Annotated in this window: 12 protein-coding genes; 6 read left to right on the forward strand and 6 right to left on the reverse strand. The window is 69.8% G+C overall.

Translation table 11 applies throughout. The features are described 5' to 3' along the window. Positions 1 to 31: 31 nt before the first annotated feature. The 4 genes from SAVERM_RS12460 to SAVERM_RS45535 all read left to right on the forward strand — a co-directional run bounded on the left by SAVERM_RS12460 (position 32) and on the right by SAVERM_RS45535 (position 2671). Positions 32 to 736, forward strand: a complete 705-nt coding sequence (locus SAVERM_RS12460) for a Clp protease N-terminal domain-containing protein (protein ID WP_010983824.1) — start codon at positions 32 to 34, stop codon at positions 734 to 736. 438 nt (positions 737 to 1174) lie between these two features. Beyond that, positions 1175 to 1915 (forward strand): 3-oxoacyl-ACP reductase family protein, encoded by a 741-nt coding sequence (locus tag SAVERM_RS12465; protein WP_010983825.1) that lies wholly within the window; start codon positions 1175 to 1177, stop codon positions 1913 to 1915. Between the two features lie 343 nt (positions 1916 to 2258). Further along, the gene (locus tag SAVERM_RS45530) at positions 2259 to 2492 is read left to right on the forward strand and encodes a hypothetical protein (protein ID WP_306292900.1); all 234 of its coding nucleotides are present in this window, start codon (positions 2259 to 2261) and stop codon (positions 2490 to 2492) included. Next, positions 2432 to 2671 (forward strand): hypothetical protein, encoded by a 240-nt coding sequence (locus tag SAVERM_RS45535; protein ID WP_010983826.1) that lies wholly within the window; start codon positions 2432 to 2434, stop codon positions 2669 to 2671. Before SAVERM_RS45530 ends, SAVERM_RS45535 begins: the two co-directional genes overlap by 61 nt. Before the next feature lie 281 nt (positions 2672 to 2952). Here the strand turns inward: SAVERM_RS45535 and SAVERM_RS12475 are convergent, their stop codons facing one another. Both SAVERM_RS12475 and SAVERM_RS12480 read right to left on the reverse strand, forming a co-directional pair. Beyond that, positions 2953 to 4281 carry a class I SAM-dependent RNA methyltransferase gene (locus SAVERM_RS12475; RefSeq protein ID WP_037650137.1) on the reverse strand — a complete coding sequence of 443 codons (1329 nt, stop codon included), beginning with the start codon at positions 4279 to 4281 and terminating at the stop codon, positions 2953 to 2955. A gap of 92 nt (positions 4282 to 4373) precedes the next feature. Then, a complete protein-coding gene (locus SAVERM_RS12480; protein WP_010983828.1) occupies positions 4374 to 6425 on the reverse strand; it encodes an APC family permease in 2052 nt (683 codons plus the stop codon). Positions 6426 to 6836: 411 nt separating this feature from the next. Between SAVERM_RS12480 and SAVERM_RS12485 the strand changes: the two genes are divergently transcribed. Next, positions 6837 to 7508 carry a potassium channel family protein gene (locus SAVERM_RS12485; protein ID WP_010983829.1) on the forward strand — a complete coding sequence of 224 codons (672 nt, stop codon included), beginning with the start codon at positions 6837 to 6839 and terminating at the stop codon, positions 7506 to 7508. Further along, positions 7508 to 8185, forward strand: a complete 678-nt coding sequence (locus tag SAVERM_RS12490) for a potassium channel family protein (RefSeq protein WP_010983830.1) — start codon at positions 7508 to 7510, stop codon at positions 8183 to 8185. Before SAVERM_RS12485 ends, SAVERM_RS12490 begins: the two co-directional genes overlap by 1 nt. Before the next feature lie 142 nt (positions 8186 to 8327). Here the strand turns inward: SAVERM_RS12490 and SAVERM_RS12495 are convergent, their stop codons facing one another. The 4 genes from SAVERM_RS12495 to SAVERM_RS12510 form a co-directional block, all read right to left on the reverse strand. Further along, positions 8328 to 9095, reverse strand: coding sequence for a DUF3159 domain-containing protein (locus tag SAVERM_RS12495; RefSeq protein WP_010983831.1), 768 nt, complete (start codon positions 9093 to 9095; stop codon positions 8328 to 8330). 3 nt (positions 9096 to 9098) lie between these two features. Then, positions 9099 to 9497: an OB-fold nucleic acid binding domain-containing protein gene (locus tag SAVERM_RS12500; protein ID WP_062804692.1), complete on the reverse strand. Its 399-nt coding sequence runs from the start codon at positions 9495 to 9497 to the stop codon at positions 9099 to 9101. Between the two features lie 121 nt (positions 9498 to 9618). Next, on the reverse strand, positions 9619 to 10335 hold the full coding sequence (locus tag SAVERM_RS12505; RefSeq protein WP_010983833.1) for a response regulator: 717 nt from the start codon (positions 10333 to 10335) through the stop codon (positions 9619 to 9621). Then, a complete protein-coding gene (locus SAVERM_RS12510; RefSeq protein WP_010983834.1) occupies positions 10329 to 12884 on the reverse strand; it encodes a sensor histidine kinase in 2556 nt (851 codons plus the stop codon). The genes SAVERM_RS12505 and SAVERM_RS12510 overlap by 7 nt, the downstream gene beginning before the upstream one ends. Positions 12885 to 12941: the final 57 nt, after the last annotated feature.

A 12941-nucleotide genomic window follows, 5' to 3' on the forward strand; every position in this document is an offset into this window, starting at 1 on the left:
ACCACCCGACTGACAACCTACGGTTGACACCATGACGCAGATCACTCCGCCGGTCAAGCTCGACGAGCTCATCACGGCGATCACCGAGAACCACACCACCGCCCTCGACCAGCTCAGCGGCGCCATCCTGCTGGCCGACCACATCGGCGAGGTCGCCGACCATCTCATCGGCCACTTCGTCGACCAGGCCCGTCACTCCGGCGCGTCCTGGACCGACATCGGCCGCTGCATGGGCGTCACCCGGCAGGCAGCCCAGAAGCGGTTCGTCGGCAAGCCCGACGCCAAGCCGTCGAATGCCTTCGAGAAGTTCTCCCAGCCCGCCCGCAGCGCGATCATCGCCGGCATGAACGAGGCCAAGACGGCCGGCAACGCCGAGATCGTCCCGGCGCATGTCCTCCTCGGCCTGCTCGGCACCGAGGGCAGTGCGGTCGGCGCCCTGCGGGCGCAGGGCATCGACCTCGACCAGGCGCGAGACACGGCGGTGGCCACCCTGCCGCCGCGCAGTGACGCCGATCCGGTGCTGATCCCGTACGACGCCCACGCGAAGAAGGCGCTGGAACTGGCGTCTCGGGTGGCCTTCCGCCTCGGCCAGGACAGCGTCAGCACCGGCCACATGCTGCTGGGGCTTCTGGAAGAGGGGGACGGCGCCGGGGTGCTGGCCTCGCTGGGCCTCGACACGGCAGCGGCCGAGCGTTTCGTGGCGGAAGCCGCCGACGAATCGTCCGTCGCCTCGTAGCGAAACCGACCGCGTCCGTCCGCGGACGTCGGCTGACAGCGTCGGACTCCCGGAATGGGAACGGCACGGGAACCGAACGGTTACGGAACGGGAGCTCCGGGCGAGGTGGAACCTGTCAAGAGGTGACACCCCGCCCGGTTGTCCTCGCGCCCCGCTCCGACCCCCTACCGGACTCGGCCCGTCGCGCCCTGTGCGCTGTGAACCGCCTACCCGGGTGCGATGGCGGCCGGACCTCCCGCGGAGGATCGGATCCCGTCCCCCTTTCCCGACCCCGTACATGCGGAGTGGTGTGATGACTTTCGACCGGACGCGGATCTTCGGCCTTCGGCGCCTACGGAGGGCACGTCAACGCAAGACCGAGATGGGAAGCCTCGCACCGGCGGCCTCCCTGACCGCGCCGCGCCGGCCAGCCGGCGCGCGTGCGGGAGCGCCTGTCTGATGGCGACGCCGGGTACCGACGGCCGTGTCGCTCTCGTCACCGGCGCTTCGGGAGCGCTCGGCGCCGCCGTGGCACGGGTCCTCGACCACCGTGGCTACCGGCTGGCGTTGCACTACACCAACGGTGAGGACCAGGCCCGCAAGGTAGCGGCCAAGCTCAGCGGGCCGAGCACCCTCGTGCGGGCGGACGTCGCCGACTGGGCTGCCACCCGGGACATGGTCGACCGGGTACGCGCTGAGCTGGGAGGCATCAGCGTCCTCGTCAACACGGGTGCGATCCGCCGGGACGGTCTCATGGCCACCCAGTCCGTCGACGACTGGACCCGGACCGTCGCCGTCAATCTGATCGGCACCTTCCATACCTGCCGGGCGGCACTCCCGGACATGCTGCGGGGCCGCTGGGGACGCATCATCAACGTCGTCTCGCCCGCCGGCCTCCTCGGCAGCCGGGGCCAGACGGCGTACTCGGCGTCCAAGGCCGGTGTGCTGGGGATGACCCGGAGCCTGGCCCTGGAGTGCGGGCGGTTCAATGTGACGGTCAACGCGCTGTCACCCGGCCTGATGGCCACCGCGCTCACCGAGGAGGTGCCGGCCGAGGTCCGCGCCACGCTCGTGGCGCGGACCGCGTTCGGCCGCATGGGCACGCCCGACGAGGTGGCCCGTGGCATCGAACTGCTGCTGGACGCCGACTACATGACCGGTCAGGTGCTGTCCATCGACGGGGGCATGTCGATCTCGTGACCGCCGTGCCGGACGGCCACCCCGCGCGCCCCGCTGGAGGAGTTCCCCGGAGCCTTCCGCGTGCGAAGTCCCGTCACCGGCACCGGACCTGACTGCGGAGGCACAAGCATCCCCTCCAGCCGGTACTGAAGCGAGGAAGGATCACGACACGACCAACCCTCGCCGCATCGTCATCGGAAGCTCGGTCCGAATGGCCACGCAGGGCCGCTCCGTGTGCACGCGGCCGGAAGATGATGCCCCATCAGGAGCTTGATCCGGCAATTCGGCATGGTGCGTACCGCACACCGTTCAGTCCTTCACCCATCGGCTGGACATCACGCTGTCCCCTCAGGAAGAGGCGCTCATCGCCAGAGCCGTCCCGAAACGGCGCAACGAGTTCACCACCGTCCGCGCCTGCGTCCACGCCGAGCCCAACTCCCCGCTTGCGGAAGGGGTACTGGAGGCCATAACCCGTCCCGAGGAACGCTCCGCCCTGGCCTCACTTGCCGCCCTGGCCGCCGCGGCGGCCAGGCCCGCATGGGACCCCGCCTCCTGTTCAGCGCCAAGGTGTCCGTACACAAGGCGTGGTACCCGGTGACCCGCCGCCGACTGGACTTCCAGGAGGCGTTCCTCGACCTCGCCCCAGACGGCACGTTCACCGCCCGCGCCCTCGTACCCGCCCCGCCCGAACTCGCCTGTGTACACGGACGTTGGGTCGCCGACAGCAGCCATGTGCTCAGCTGGACAGCAGCCACCGTGAACGCCTCGACCCACTGAACACGCCACCCGTGTGACGCCCCACTGAGCGTCACGGGACGTCAGCACCGAGAGGCGCGCGGACGGGGTCGACCAAGGCTTGGCGACTGGTCCACACCCCTTCAAGATGCCCACCGTCACACGCGTGAGCGCTTCCCCCGGCGGCCAACAATTGCGCATGACGAACCGTCAGGAATCGCGCCGTTCGTGCGTCAAGCGTGCGTCATGTGCGTCGAACATGCGTCAAGATATCGCACCTAACGCACCTAACGCCCATCACGCACACTCAGAGAAACGGCAGGTCAGAGCCCCTTTGCAGCAGGCTCCAGAATCGCCACACACTCCACATGATGCGTCATCGGAAACAGATCGAACGCCCGCAGCGTCCGCACCTTGTAGCCGCCGTCGCGGAAGTACCCGAGGTCCCGTGCCAGCGCCGCCGGGTCGCAGGCCACGTACGCGATCTTTCGCGCGCCCAGGGACACGAGCTGTTCGACCGTCTTCTTGCCCGCGCCCGCACGCGGCGGGTCGAGGACGATCAAATCGACCTCGGTGATGCCGGTGCGCGGGAGGACCGCCTCGACCTTGCCCTGTTCGATGCGCACGCGCTCGAAGGCGGCGAGGTTGTGCCGCGCGTCCTCGACCGCGCGCTTGCCGGACTCGATGCCGAGCACCGCGCCCTTGTCACCGAGCCGGTCCGCGAGCGCGCCCGCGAAGAGGCCGACACCGCAGTACAGGTCGAGCGCCATATCGCCCTTGCGCGGCAGCAGACCCTGCATGACGGCCTTGACCAGGGTGTCGGCGGCCATCGGGTGGACCTGCCAGAAGCCGCCACTGCCGACACGGTAGGTGCGGCCGTCGGCGCGCTCACGCACGAACGCCCGGCCGTGGACGCGGTGGATGCCGCCGTCCTTCTCCTCGACGCGCATGACGGAGACGGGCTTGTCGAGCTCGACGAGGGGCAGACGGGCGCCGGGCCGGGGCTCCAGGATCACCATGCGGTCCTGCGATCCCGTCGCCGCGATCGCGTCGACCGACTCCATGCCGGACCAGTCACGCTCCTCGATGCCCAGCTCGCTGACGCCCGGTGCCGCGATCATGCAGTGCTCGATCGGCTCGACCTCGTGCGAGCGGTGGCGCCGCAGCCCGGCGTTGCCGTCGGCGTCCACCGCGTACTGCACGCGGGTCCGCCACGCGGGGACCTCGCCGGCCGGGAGCTTGTCGCCCTCGGCGGGCATCACCGTGCCGTCCCAGCCCGCTTCCTCGGGCGTGAGGCCCGCGAGCCGCTGCAACTGCTCGGCGATGACCTCGCCCTTCAGTCGGCGCTGGGCGCCCGGCTTGGCGTGCTGCCAGTCGCAGCCGCCGCAGCGGCCGGGGCCCGCGTACGGACAGGGGGCCTCGACACGGTCCTTCGAGGCGTCCAGGATCTCGACGGCGTCCGCACGCAGGTACCGCGCGCCCTCCTCGCCCTCGGTGACGCGCGCGAGGACCCGCTCGCCGGGCAGCGCGTGCCGTACGAAGAGGACCTGGCCCTCGGATGTACGGGCGATGCAGTGCCCGCCGTGGGCGACGGGGCCGATCTCGACCTCGTACTCCTCCCCCACCAGCGACTTCTTCGGTTCTGCCTGCATGGTGGGGTGACTCCAGTAACGAGAGGGGGGAACGGCCGGACAACAGCCCACCAGTCTACGTGGACACCACCCGGCCGCTCACCACGAGCCCGTCAGCCCTTCGTGTTCGACGACTCCTTCGCGCGCTCCTCCGCGGGCCCGCGCCGCACCGCACCCGGCGCACTCCACTCCTGCCGCCTGCGCGCCCGCTTCTTCGCGGCCTCGGAGGACTCCAGCTGGTAGGGCACGGAGGTGACCATGACGCCCGGGGTGAAGAGCAGCCGGCCCTTCAGGCGCAGCGCGCTCTGGTTGTGCAGCAGGTGCTCGTACCAGTGGCCCACCACGTACTCGGGGATGATCACGGACACCGCGTCGCGCGGCGACTCCTTGCGCAGCCCCTTCACGTACTCGATGACGGGCCGGGTGATCTCGCGGTACGGGGAGTCGAGGACCTTCAGCGGTACGTCGATGCCGCGCCGGTCCCACTCCTCCTTCAGTGCCTTGGTCTCGGCCGGGTCGACGTTCACGCTGAGCGCCTCCAGCGTGTCGGAGCGCATCAGCTTGGCGTAGGCGAGGGCGCGCAGCGTCGGCCGGTGGATCTTGGAGATCAGGACCACGGAGTGGACGCGGGAGGGGCGGACACTGTCGTCGGACGGGCCCTCGGGGGCGGCGATCTCCTCGGCGACCCGGTCGTAGTGCTTACGGATCGCGCTCATCGTCGCGTAGAAGATGCACATGCCGAGCAGCGCGACCCAGGCGCCGTGCGTGAACTTGGTGACGAGGACGACGACCAGCACGAGCCCGGTGAAGAACGCGCCGAACGCGTTGATCGCCCGGGAGCGGACCATGTGCCGGCGCTTGGCCTGGTCCTTCTCGGTGGCCAGGTGGCGGTTCCAGTGCCGGACCATGCCGGTCTGGCTCAGCGTGAAGGAGACGAAGACGCCGACGATGTACAGCTGGATCAGCCGCGTCGAGTCGGCGCCGTAGATGACGACCAGGAGGGTCGCCGCGCCCGCGAGCAGCACGATGCCGTTGGAGAAGGCCAGGCGGTCGCCACGGGTGTGCAGCTGACGCGGCAGATAGCGGTCCTGGGCGAGGATCGAGCCGAGCAGCGGGAAGCCGTTGTACGCGGTGTTCGCGGCGAGGAACAGCACCAGCGCGGTGGCCGCGGCCAGCACGATGAACAGGAAGCTGCCCTTGCCGAAGACGGCCTCGGCGACCTGCGAGATCACCGGGTTCTGAACGTAGTCGGGGCCGACCGCGACGCCGTTGTGGATCAGGTCGTTCGCCGGGTTCTCCGCCATGCGGACGTTGGTCGCCATGGCCAGGGCGATGATGCCGCAGAACATGGTGACGGCGAGCAGGCCCATCGCCGCGAGCGTGGACGCCGCGTTCTTGGACTTGGGCTTGCGGAAGGCCGGGACACCGTTGGAGATCGCCTCGACACCGGTGAGCGCGGCACAGCCGGAGGAGAAGGCGCGCAGCAGCAGGAACACGAGGGCGAAGCCGGCGAGGCCCTGGTGCTCGGCCTTGATGTGGTAGTCGGCGGTCGGCGCGTGCATGGTGTCGTCGAGGACGAACCCGCGGAAGGCGCCCCAGGCGATCATGATGAAGACGCCCGCGACGAAGACGTACGTCGGAATCGCGAAAAGTTTTCCGGACTCCTTTACGCCGCGCAGGTTCATCAACGTGAGCAGCACGATGACGGCCACCGCGCAGGAGACCTTGTGCTCGACCACGAAGGGGATGGCCGAGCCGAGGTTCTCGATGCCGGAGGCGATGGAGACGGCGACGGTGAGGACGTAGTCGACGAGCAGCGCGCTGGCGACGGTGAGACCCGCCCTGGGGCCGAGGTTGGTGTTGGCCACCTCGTAGTCGCCGCCGCCGCTCGGGTAGGCGTGGACGTTCTGCCGGTAGGAGGCGACCACGGTGAACATCAGCACCACGACCGCGACCGCGATCCAGGGGCTGAAGTGGTACGCCGACACGCCCGCGATGGAGAGGACCAGCAGCACTTCTCCTGGTGCGTACGCCACGGAGGAGAGCGGGTCGGAAGCGAAGACGGGCAGTGCGATGCGCTTCGGCAGGAGCGTTTCTCCGAGCCGGTCACTGCGCAGTGCGCGCCCGATCAGGATCCGTTTGGGCACGTCGGTCAGTTTGGACACGCAGAGGATCGTAAGCGTTCGAACGGGAGGTCGCCCACCCGCCGTCCCGCATCGGCCCGCCAACCGTCGCCCATCTGCTCTCCGAGTGAAATCGCAGAGGCGTCACGCTGCGGATTCCGCACCTACGGCGATCCCCATGCCTATATGACAAAACCTCGCTCATTGCACCCCACGGAGGTCCCATGCATGCGCCCGCGGAGCTGATCGGCGCCGCCGCCGGACTCGTCGGCCTCGGAATCCTGACCCTTCTCAGCGTCCGCAGCATCGGCCGCCGCTGACCATGAGAACCCGCAGGCGAATGTGCACGGGGGTGCCGTCCGCGGACCGCACGTGTGTAGCTTGGGCGGCGGTCTGAGACCCTGTTGTTGGCGTTTCGACTGAGCCGTGACCATTGACACCGGAAGGACGGTCGTGCACATCGTCATCATGGGCTGCGGAAGAGTGGGCTCCGCTCTTGCCCAGACCCTGGAGCAACAGGGGCATACGGTCGCTGTGATCGACCAGGACCCCACCGCCTTCCGACGACTGGGCTCCGGGTTCGGCGGCCGTCGTGTCACCGGAGTCGGCTTCGACCAGGACACCCTGCGCGAGGCGGGCATCGAGGAGGCCGGCGCGTTCGCCGCCGTCTCCAGCGGTGACAACTCGAACATCATCGCGGCCCGGGTGGCCCGCGAGATGTTCGGCATCGAGAACGTCGCAGCCCGTATCTACGACCCGCGCCGCGCCGAGGTCTACCAGCGCCTCGGCATTCCGACGGTCGCCACCGTCCGCTGGACGGCCGACCAGATGCTGCGCCGGCTGCTGCCCTCGGGCGCCGAGCCGCTGTGGCGCGACCCCACCGGCGGGGTGCAGCTCGCCGAGGTGCACGCCTCTTCGGCCTGGGTGGGCCACAAGATCAGCAAGCTCCAGGAGGAGACCAGCGTACGCGTGGCCTTCCTCACCCGGCTGGGCGAGGCAATACTGCCGTCCTCCCAGACGGTGCTCCAGGAGGGCGACCTGGTGCACGTGATGATGCGTACGGACGACGTCGAGAAGGTCGAGGCGGCGTTCGCCGAGGGCCCTGAAGAGGAGAGCGGTCACTGATGAGGGTCGCCATTGCCGGTGCCGGTGCCGTCGGCCGCTCGATCGCGGGCGAACTGCTCGAGAACGGCCACGAGATCCTGCTGATCGACAAGGCGCCGACCGCCATCTCGGTCGAGCGCGTCCCGCAGGCGGAGTGGCTGCTCGCCGACGCCTGCGAGATCACGTCCCTGGACGAGGCGGCGCTCCAGCGCTGCAACGTGGTGATCGCCGCGACGGGCGACGACAAGGTGAACCTGGTCGTCTCGCTCCTGGCGAAGACGGAGTACGGCGTTCCGCGCGTCGTCGCCCGCGTCAACAACCCGAAGAACGAGTGGTTGTTCAACGAGGCCTGGGGCGTGGACGTCGCCGTCTCCACCCCGCGTCTGATGTCGGCCCTGGTCGAGGAGGCGGTGAGCGTCGGTGACCTGGTCCGGCTGCTGCGCTTCAGCCACGGCGACGCGAACCTGGTCGAGCTGACCCTGCCGCCGGAGTCGGCCCTGGCGGGCACGCAGGTCGGAGACGTGGAGTGGCCACAGGACACGTCCCTGGTGACGATCATCCGCGGCACCCGCGTCCTCACACCGTCCCAGGAGGACTCCCTGGAGGCGGGCGACGAACTCCTGTTCGTGGCCGCGCAGGCCCGCGAGGAACAACTGGAGGACCTGCTGTCGGTGCGCCGCGAGGACGCATCGAGCTAGTGCCGCAACAGGCAACGTGCGCCGCGATACGACGTCGGGGGCGCCCGGAGATCTCCGGGCGCCCCCGACTCGTACGGGTGACCAGGCCTGACGCACTCGCTCGTACGAGTGACCAGGCCCAAAAACGAACTCAAACGGGTGACTAGACGTCGCGGCGGTGACGCCCTGCCGTGGCCTCGCCCCGCTCCTCGCCCCGCTCCTCGGCCAGTGCCGCCTTGCGTTCCTCCTCGGCCTTCTCCGCCGCCTCCATCTCCGCGAACACGTCGATCGGAGCGGGGGCCTTGGCCAGGAACACCCAGGTGAGCCAGACCGCCAGCAGGAACGGCGGGATCTTCAGCGCGACCAGGACCCAGCCGAGTTGGGCGGTGTTGGCCCACCAGTACAGCGGGAAGAGGATCGCGCACTTGGCGAGCAGGATCAGGCCCCAGGCCCAACTTGCCTTCGCGTACGCCTTCTTGCGGCCCGGGTTGCGGGTACGCCAGGAGAGGTTCTCCTTGAAGACCGGGCCGAGGATCAGGCCGATCAGGGGCACGCCCGCGAGCGTGGTGATGATGTACGCCAGCGCCAGACCGAGCGTGTAGAGCATGCCCGGCAGGTAGAAGTCCTTGGCGTTGCCGGTCATCATCGCGAAGACCACGCCGAAGGCGACACCGAAGACACCGCTGAAGGCGTGCTTGACGGTGTCCCTCATGACGAGGCGGACCACGACCAGCAGCAGGGACACCGTGATGGCGGCGATCGCCGACCAGTGCAGGTCCTTGTTGATCGTGAAGATGGTGACGAAGAGGAGGCCGGGCACCACCGTCTCGACCATGCCCCGGACACCGCCGAACGCCTCGAAGAGCGCGGCCTCGGTCACCGCCCTGGAATCCTGCTGGGCGTCTTCCGTAGGCTTGTCGAGCGACGTCACCGGCTACTCCCGTCCGAGCGGTCTGAGTTCGTACTTCGGGTTGAACAGCACTCTGCGGCCCCGGCTCATCGAGATCCGGCCCGAAGCGATCAGCTTGCGCCCCGGCTCTATGCCGACGATGGAACGCCTGCCGAGCCACACCACGTCCAGTGCGGCCGAGCCGTCGAACAGCTCCGCCTCCAGGGCCGGGACTCCGGCCCGCGGCCGCAGCGTGACCGTGCGCAAGGTACCAGTAACGGTGACGATCTGCCGGTCATGACAGTCGCCGATGCGCGTACATCCTGCGGTCTCGGCGTCCTCGCGCAGCTCCTCGGACTCCAGGTCCTCCTGGGACGAGGAGAGCCGGTCGAGCATGCGCCGGAACCGGCCCACCGGCTTTTCGGAATGAGGAACAGCGCTCATACCGAAAGCGTACCGGGGGACGCCGACAGCAACGCACTCGCGGCGCCAACGCTCTGAACGGGCACTGACCGGCCCTGGACACTCCGCCGCCCCCGCACACTCCGCCGCCACCGCTCGCATCTCACCTCTCGAACCGATATCCCATCCCCGGCTCCGTGATGAAGTGCTTCGGATGCGACGGATCCGATTCCAGCTTGCGGCGCAGTTGTGCCATGTACACGCGCAGGTAGTTCGTCTCCGTCCCGTACGACGGGCCCCACACCTCCTGGAGCAGCTGTTTCTGGCCGACCAGGCGGCCGGTGTTGCGGACGAGCACCTCCAGCAGGTGCCACTCCGTCGGGGTGAGCCGTACGTCCCTGCCGTCGCGGTTGACCTTCTTCGCGGCCAGGTCGACCGTGAAGTCCTCGGTCTCCACGATCACGTCGTCCTCACCGCCGCCCGTGGGCTCGGCCCGGCGGACGGCGGCCCTCAGGCGGGCCAGCAGCTCGTCCATGCCGAAGGGCTTGGTGACGTAGTCGTCGGCGCCCGCGTCCAGCGCCTCGACCTTCTCGTCGGAGGAGTGGCGGGCCGAGAGCACCAGGATCGGCACCCGGGTCCAGCCGCGCAGTCCCCTGATCACCTCGACGCCGTCCATGTCGGGCAGCCCGAGGTCGAGCACCACGACGTCGGGGTGGCGGGCGGCGGCGACGTGCAGCGCGGTCGCGCCGTCGTGGGCCGAGTCGACCTCGTACTTGCGCGCCTTCAGGTTGATCACGAGGGCGCGTACGATCTGCGGCTCGTCGTCGACCACGAGCACCCTCGTCGGGGTCTGGGGGCCTCCCCCGGTCGGGCTCAGCATCTGGTCTGCCTTTCTGCTGTTGCGTGCGCGAGGCCGGGACGGCCGGCGGGGCTGTCCACCGCCGCCCCGACCGTCAGCACCATGGTGAGGCCGCCGCCGGGAGTGTCCTCGGCGTTCAGCGTGCCACCCATCGCCTCGGCGAAGCCGCGTGCCACCGCGAGACCCAGGCCGACACCGACACCGCGCGGGGCGTCGCCGTAGCGCTGGAAGGGCGCGAAGATGCGGTCCTTCGCCTCGTCGGGGACACCGGGCCCGCGGTCCACCACACGGAGTTCCACCCGGTTGGCGAGGGCGCTCGCGGCCACCAGGACCGACTCGTCCGAAGGGCTGTACTTGACCGCGTTCTCGACGAGGTTGGCCACCGAGCGCTCCAGCAGACCGGGGTCGACGGCCACCATCGGCAGACTCTCCGGGATGTCCAGCACCACGCTGTCCTCGGGCACTCCGCCGAGCGCCATCGGCACCACCTCGTCGAGGTCGATCTCGCGGATCAGCGGGGTCACGGTCCCGGTCTGCAGCCGGGACATGTCCAGCAGGTTGCCCACCAGGTGGTCGAGGCGGTCCGCGCCGTCCTCGATGCCTTCGAGGAGCTCCGCCCGGTCCTCCTCGGACCAGGCCACGTCGTCGGAGCGCAGGGAGGACACGGCCGCCTTGATCCCCGCCAGCGGGGTCCGCAGGTCATGGCTGACCGCGGCCAGCAGCGCGGTACGGATGCTGTTGCCCTCGGCGAGCGTGCGGGCCTGGTCCGCCTCGCGCTGAAGGCGCTGGCGGTCCAGGACGACGGCGGCCTGGGCGGCGAACGCGGCGAGCACCCGGCGGTCGGAGGCGGGCAGCACGCGCCCGGACAGCGCGAGGGCCATGTGGTCGCCCACGGGCATGTCCACGTCCGCGTCCTCCGGCCGGTCGACCAGCGGACGCACGCCCACACTGCCCGCGCAGGTCCACGGCGCGACGTCGCTCTCCCGCTCCAGCAGGGCGACCGACTCCATGCCGAAGGTCTCGCGGACGCGTTCGAGCAGGGCGTCCAGACTGGTCTCGCCGCGCAGCACGCTGCCCGCGAGGAAGGAGAGGATCTCCGACTCGGCACGCAGCCGGGCCGCCTGATGCGTACGGCGGGCGGCGAGGTCCACCACGGAGGCCACGGAGACGGCGACACCGACGAAGATCGCGATGGCGATGATGTTCTTGGGGTCGGCGATCGTCAGCCGGTGCAGCGGCGGCGTGTAGTAGTAGTTCAGCAGCAGCGACCCGAAGGCCGCCGAGGCGAGGGCGGGCAGCAGCCCGCCGAGCAGGGCGGCCGCCACGGTCAGCGCCAGGAACAGCAGCATGTCGTTGGCGAGGCCGAGGTCGACGGTGTTCAGCAGCAGCGCGAGGACGACCGGCCCGGCCACGCCGACCAGCCAGCCCCAGATGATCCGCGACCGGCCGAGCCGCGCACCCCGGGCGACCGGGAGACCGCGCCCCTTGGCGACCTCCTCATGGGTGACGATGTGGACGTCCAGGTCGGGTCCCGACTCGCGGGCGACCGTGGCGCCGACGCCCGGCCCGAACATGTACTGCCAGGCCTTGCGGCGCGAGGAGCCGAGCACGATCTGCGTGGCGTTGACGCCGCGCGAGAAGTCCAGCAGCGCGGAGGGTATGTCGTCCCCGACGACGTGGTGGAAGGTGCCGCCCAGGTCCTCGACGAGCGTGCGCTGGACGGCCAGCTCCTTGGGCGAGGCGGAGGTCAGCCCGTCGCTGCGGGCGATGTAGACGGCCATGACCTCGCCGCCCGCGCCCTTCTCCGCGAGGCGTGCGGCGCGCCGGATCAGCGTACGGCCCTCGGGGCCGCCCGTCAGTCCGACCACGATGCGCTCGCGCGAGCCCCATATCGCCGAGACCCGGTGCTCGCTGCGGTACTCCGTCAGGTACGCGTCGACCCGGTCGGCCACCCACAGCAGCGCCAGCTCGCGCAGCGCGGTCAGGTTGCCCGGGCGGAAGTAGTTGGACAGGGCCGCGTCGACCTTGTCCGGCTTGTAGATGTTGCCGTGCGCCATGCGGCGGCGCAGGGCCTGCGGCGACATGTCGACCAGCTCGATCTGGTCGGCCCGGCGCACCATCTCGTCCGGAACGGTCTCGCGCTGGCGTACGCCGGTTATCGACTCCACGACGTCGCCCAGCGACTCCAGGTGCTGGATGTTGACGGTCGACACGACGTCGATGCCCGCCGCGAGCAGCTCCTCGACGTCCTGCCAGCGTTTGGCGTTGCGGGAGCCCGGAACATTGGTGTGAGCGAGTTCGTCCACCAGAGCGACGGCGGGGGCCCGCCGCAGGACGGCGTCCACGTCCATCTCGGCGAAGACGGTGTCCCGGTACGCGAGCTCCCTGCGCGCGACCTGCTCCAGACCGTGCAGCATCACCTCGGTGCGCGGCCGCCCGTGGTGTTCCACGAAGGCGACCACGCAGTCCGTGCCGCGCTCGACGCGGCGGTGCGCCTCGGAGAGCATGGCGTACGTCTTGCCGACGCCCGGTGCCGCACCGAGGTAGATCCGAAGCTTGCCGCGTGCCATGGCCCCATTGTCTTCCTGTCACAGCTGTGTACGCTGCGTCGACCTTACGGCCGATCA

It is taken from the genome of Streptomyces avermitilis MA-4680 = NBRC 14893 (assembly GCF_000009765.2).
In the GTDB taxonomy this organism is placed as follows: domain Bacteria; phylum Actinomycetota; class Actinomycetes; order Streptomycetales; family Streptomycetaceae; genus Streptomyces; species Streptomyces avermitilis.

Excerpts from the sequence above, each read along its gene's own strand:
- SAVERM_RS12505 (WP_010983833.1), bottom strand. The coding sequence starts at position 10,335 with ATGCTGAGCCCGACCGGGGGAGGCCCCCAGACCCCGACGAGGGTGCTC.
- SAVERM_RS12500 (WP_062804692.1), bottom strand. The coding sequence starts at position 9,497 with ATGAGCGCTGTTCCTCATTCCGAAAAGCCGGTGGGCCGGTTCCGGCGC.
- SAVERM_RS12475 (WP_037650137.1), bottom strand. The coding sequence starts at position 4,281 with ATGCAGGCAGAACCGAAGAAGTCGCTGGTGGGGGAGGAGTACGAGGTC.
- SAVERM_RS12460 (WP_010983824.1), top strand. The coding sequence starts at position 32 with ATGACGCAGATCACTCCGCCGGTCAAGCTCGACGAGCTCATCACGGCG.
- SAVERM_RS45535 (WP_010983826.1), top strand. The coding sequence starts at position 2,432 with ATGGGACCCCGCCTCCTGTTCAGCGCCAAGGTGTCCGTACACAAGGCG.
- SAVERM_RS12465 (WP_010983825.1), top strand. The coding sequence starts at position 1,175 with ATGGCGACGCCGGGTACCGACGGCCGTGTCGCTCTCGTCACCGGCGCT.
- SAVERM_RS12510 (WP_010983834.1), bottom strand. The coding sequence starts at position 12,884 with ATGGCACGCGGCAAGCTTCGGATCTACCTCGGTGCGGCACCGGGCGTC.
- SAVERM_RS12490 (WP_010983830.1), top strand. The coding sequence starts at position 7,508 with ATGAGGGTCGCCATTGCCGGTGCCGGTGCCGTCGGCCGCTCGATCGCG.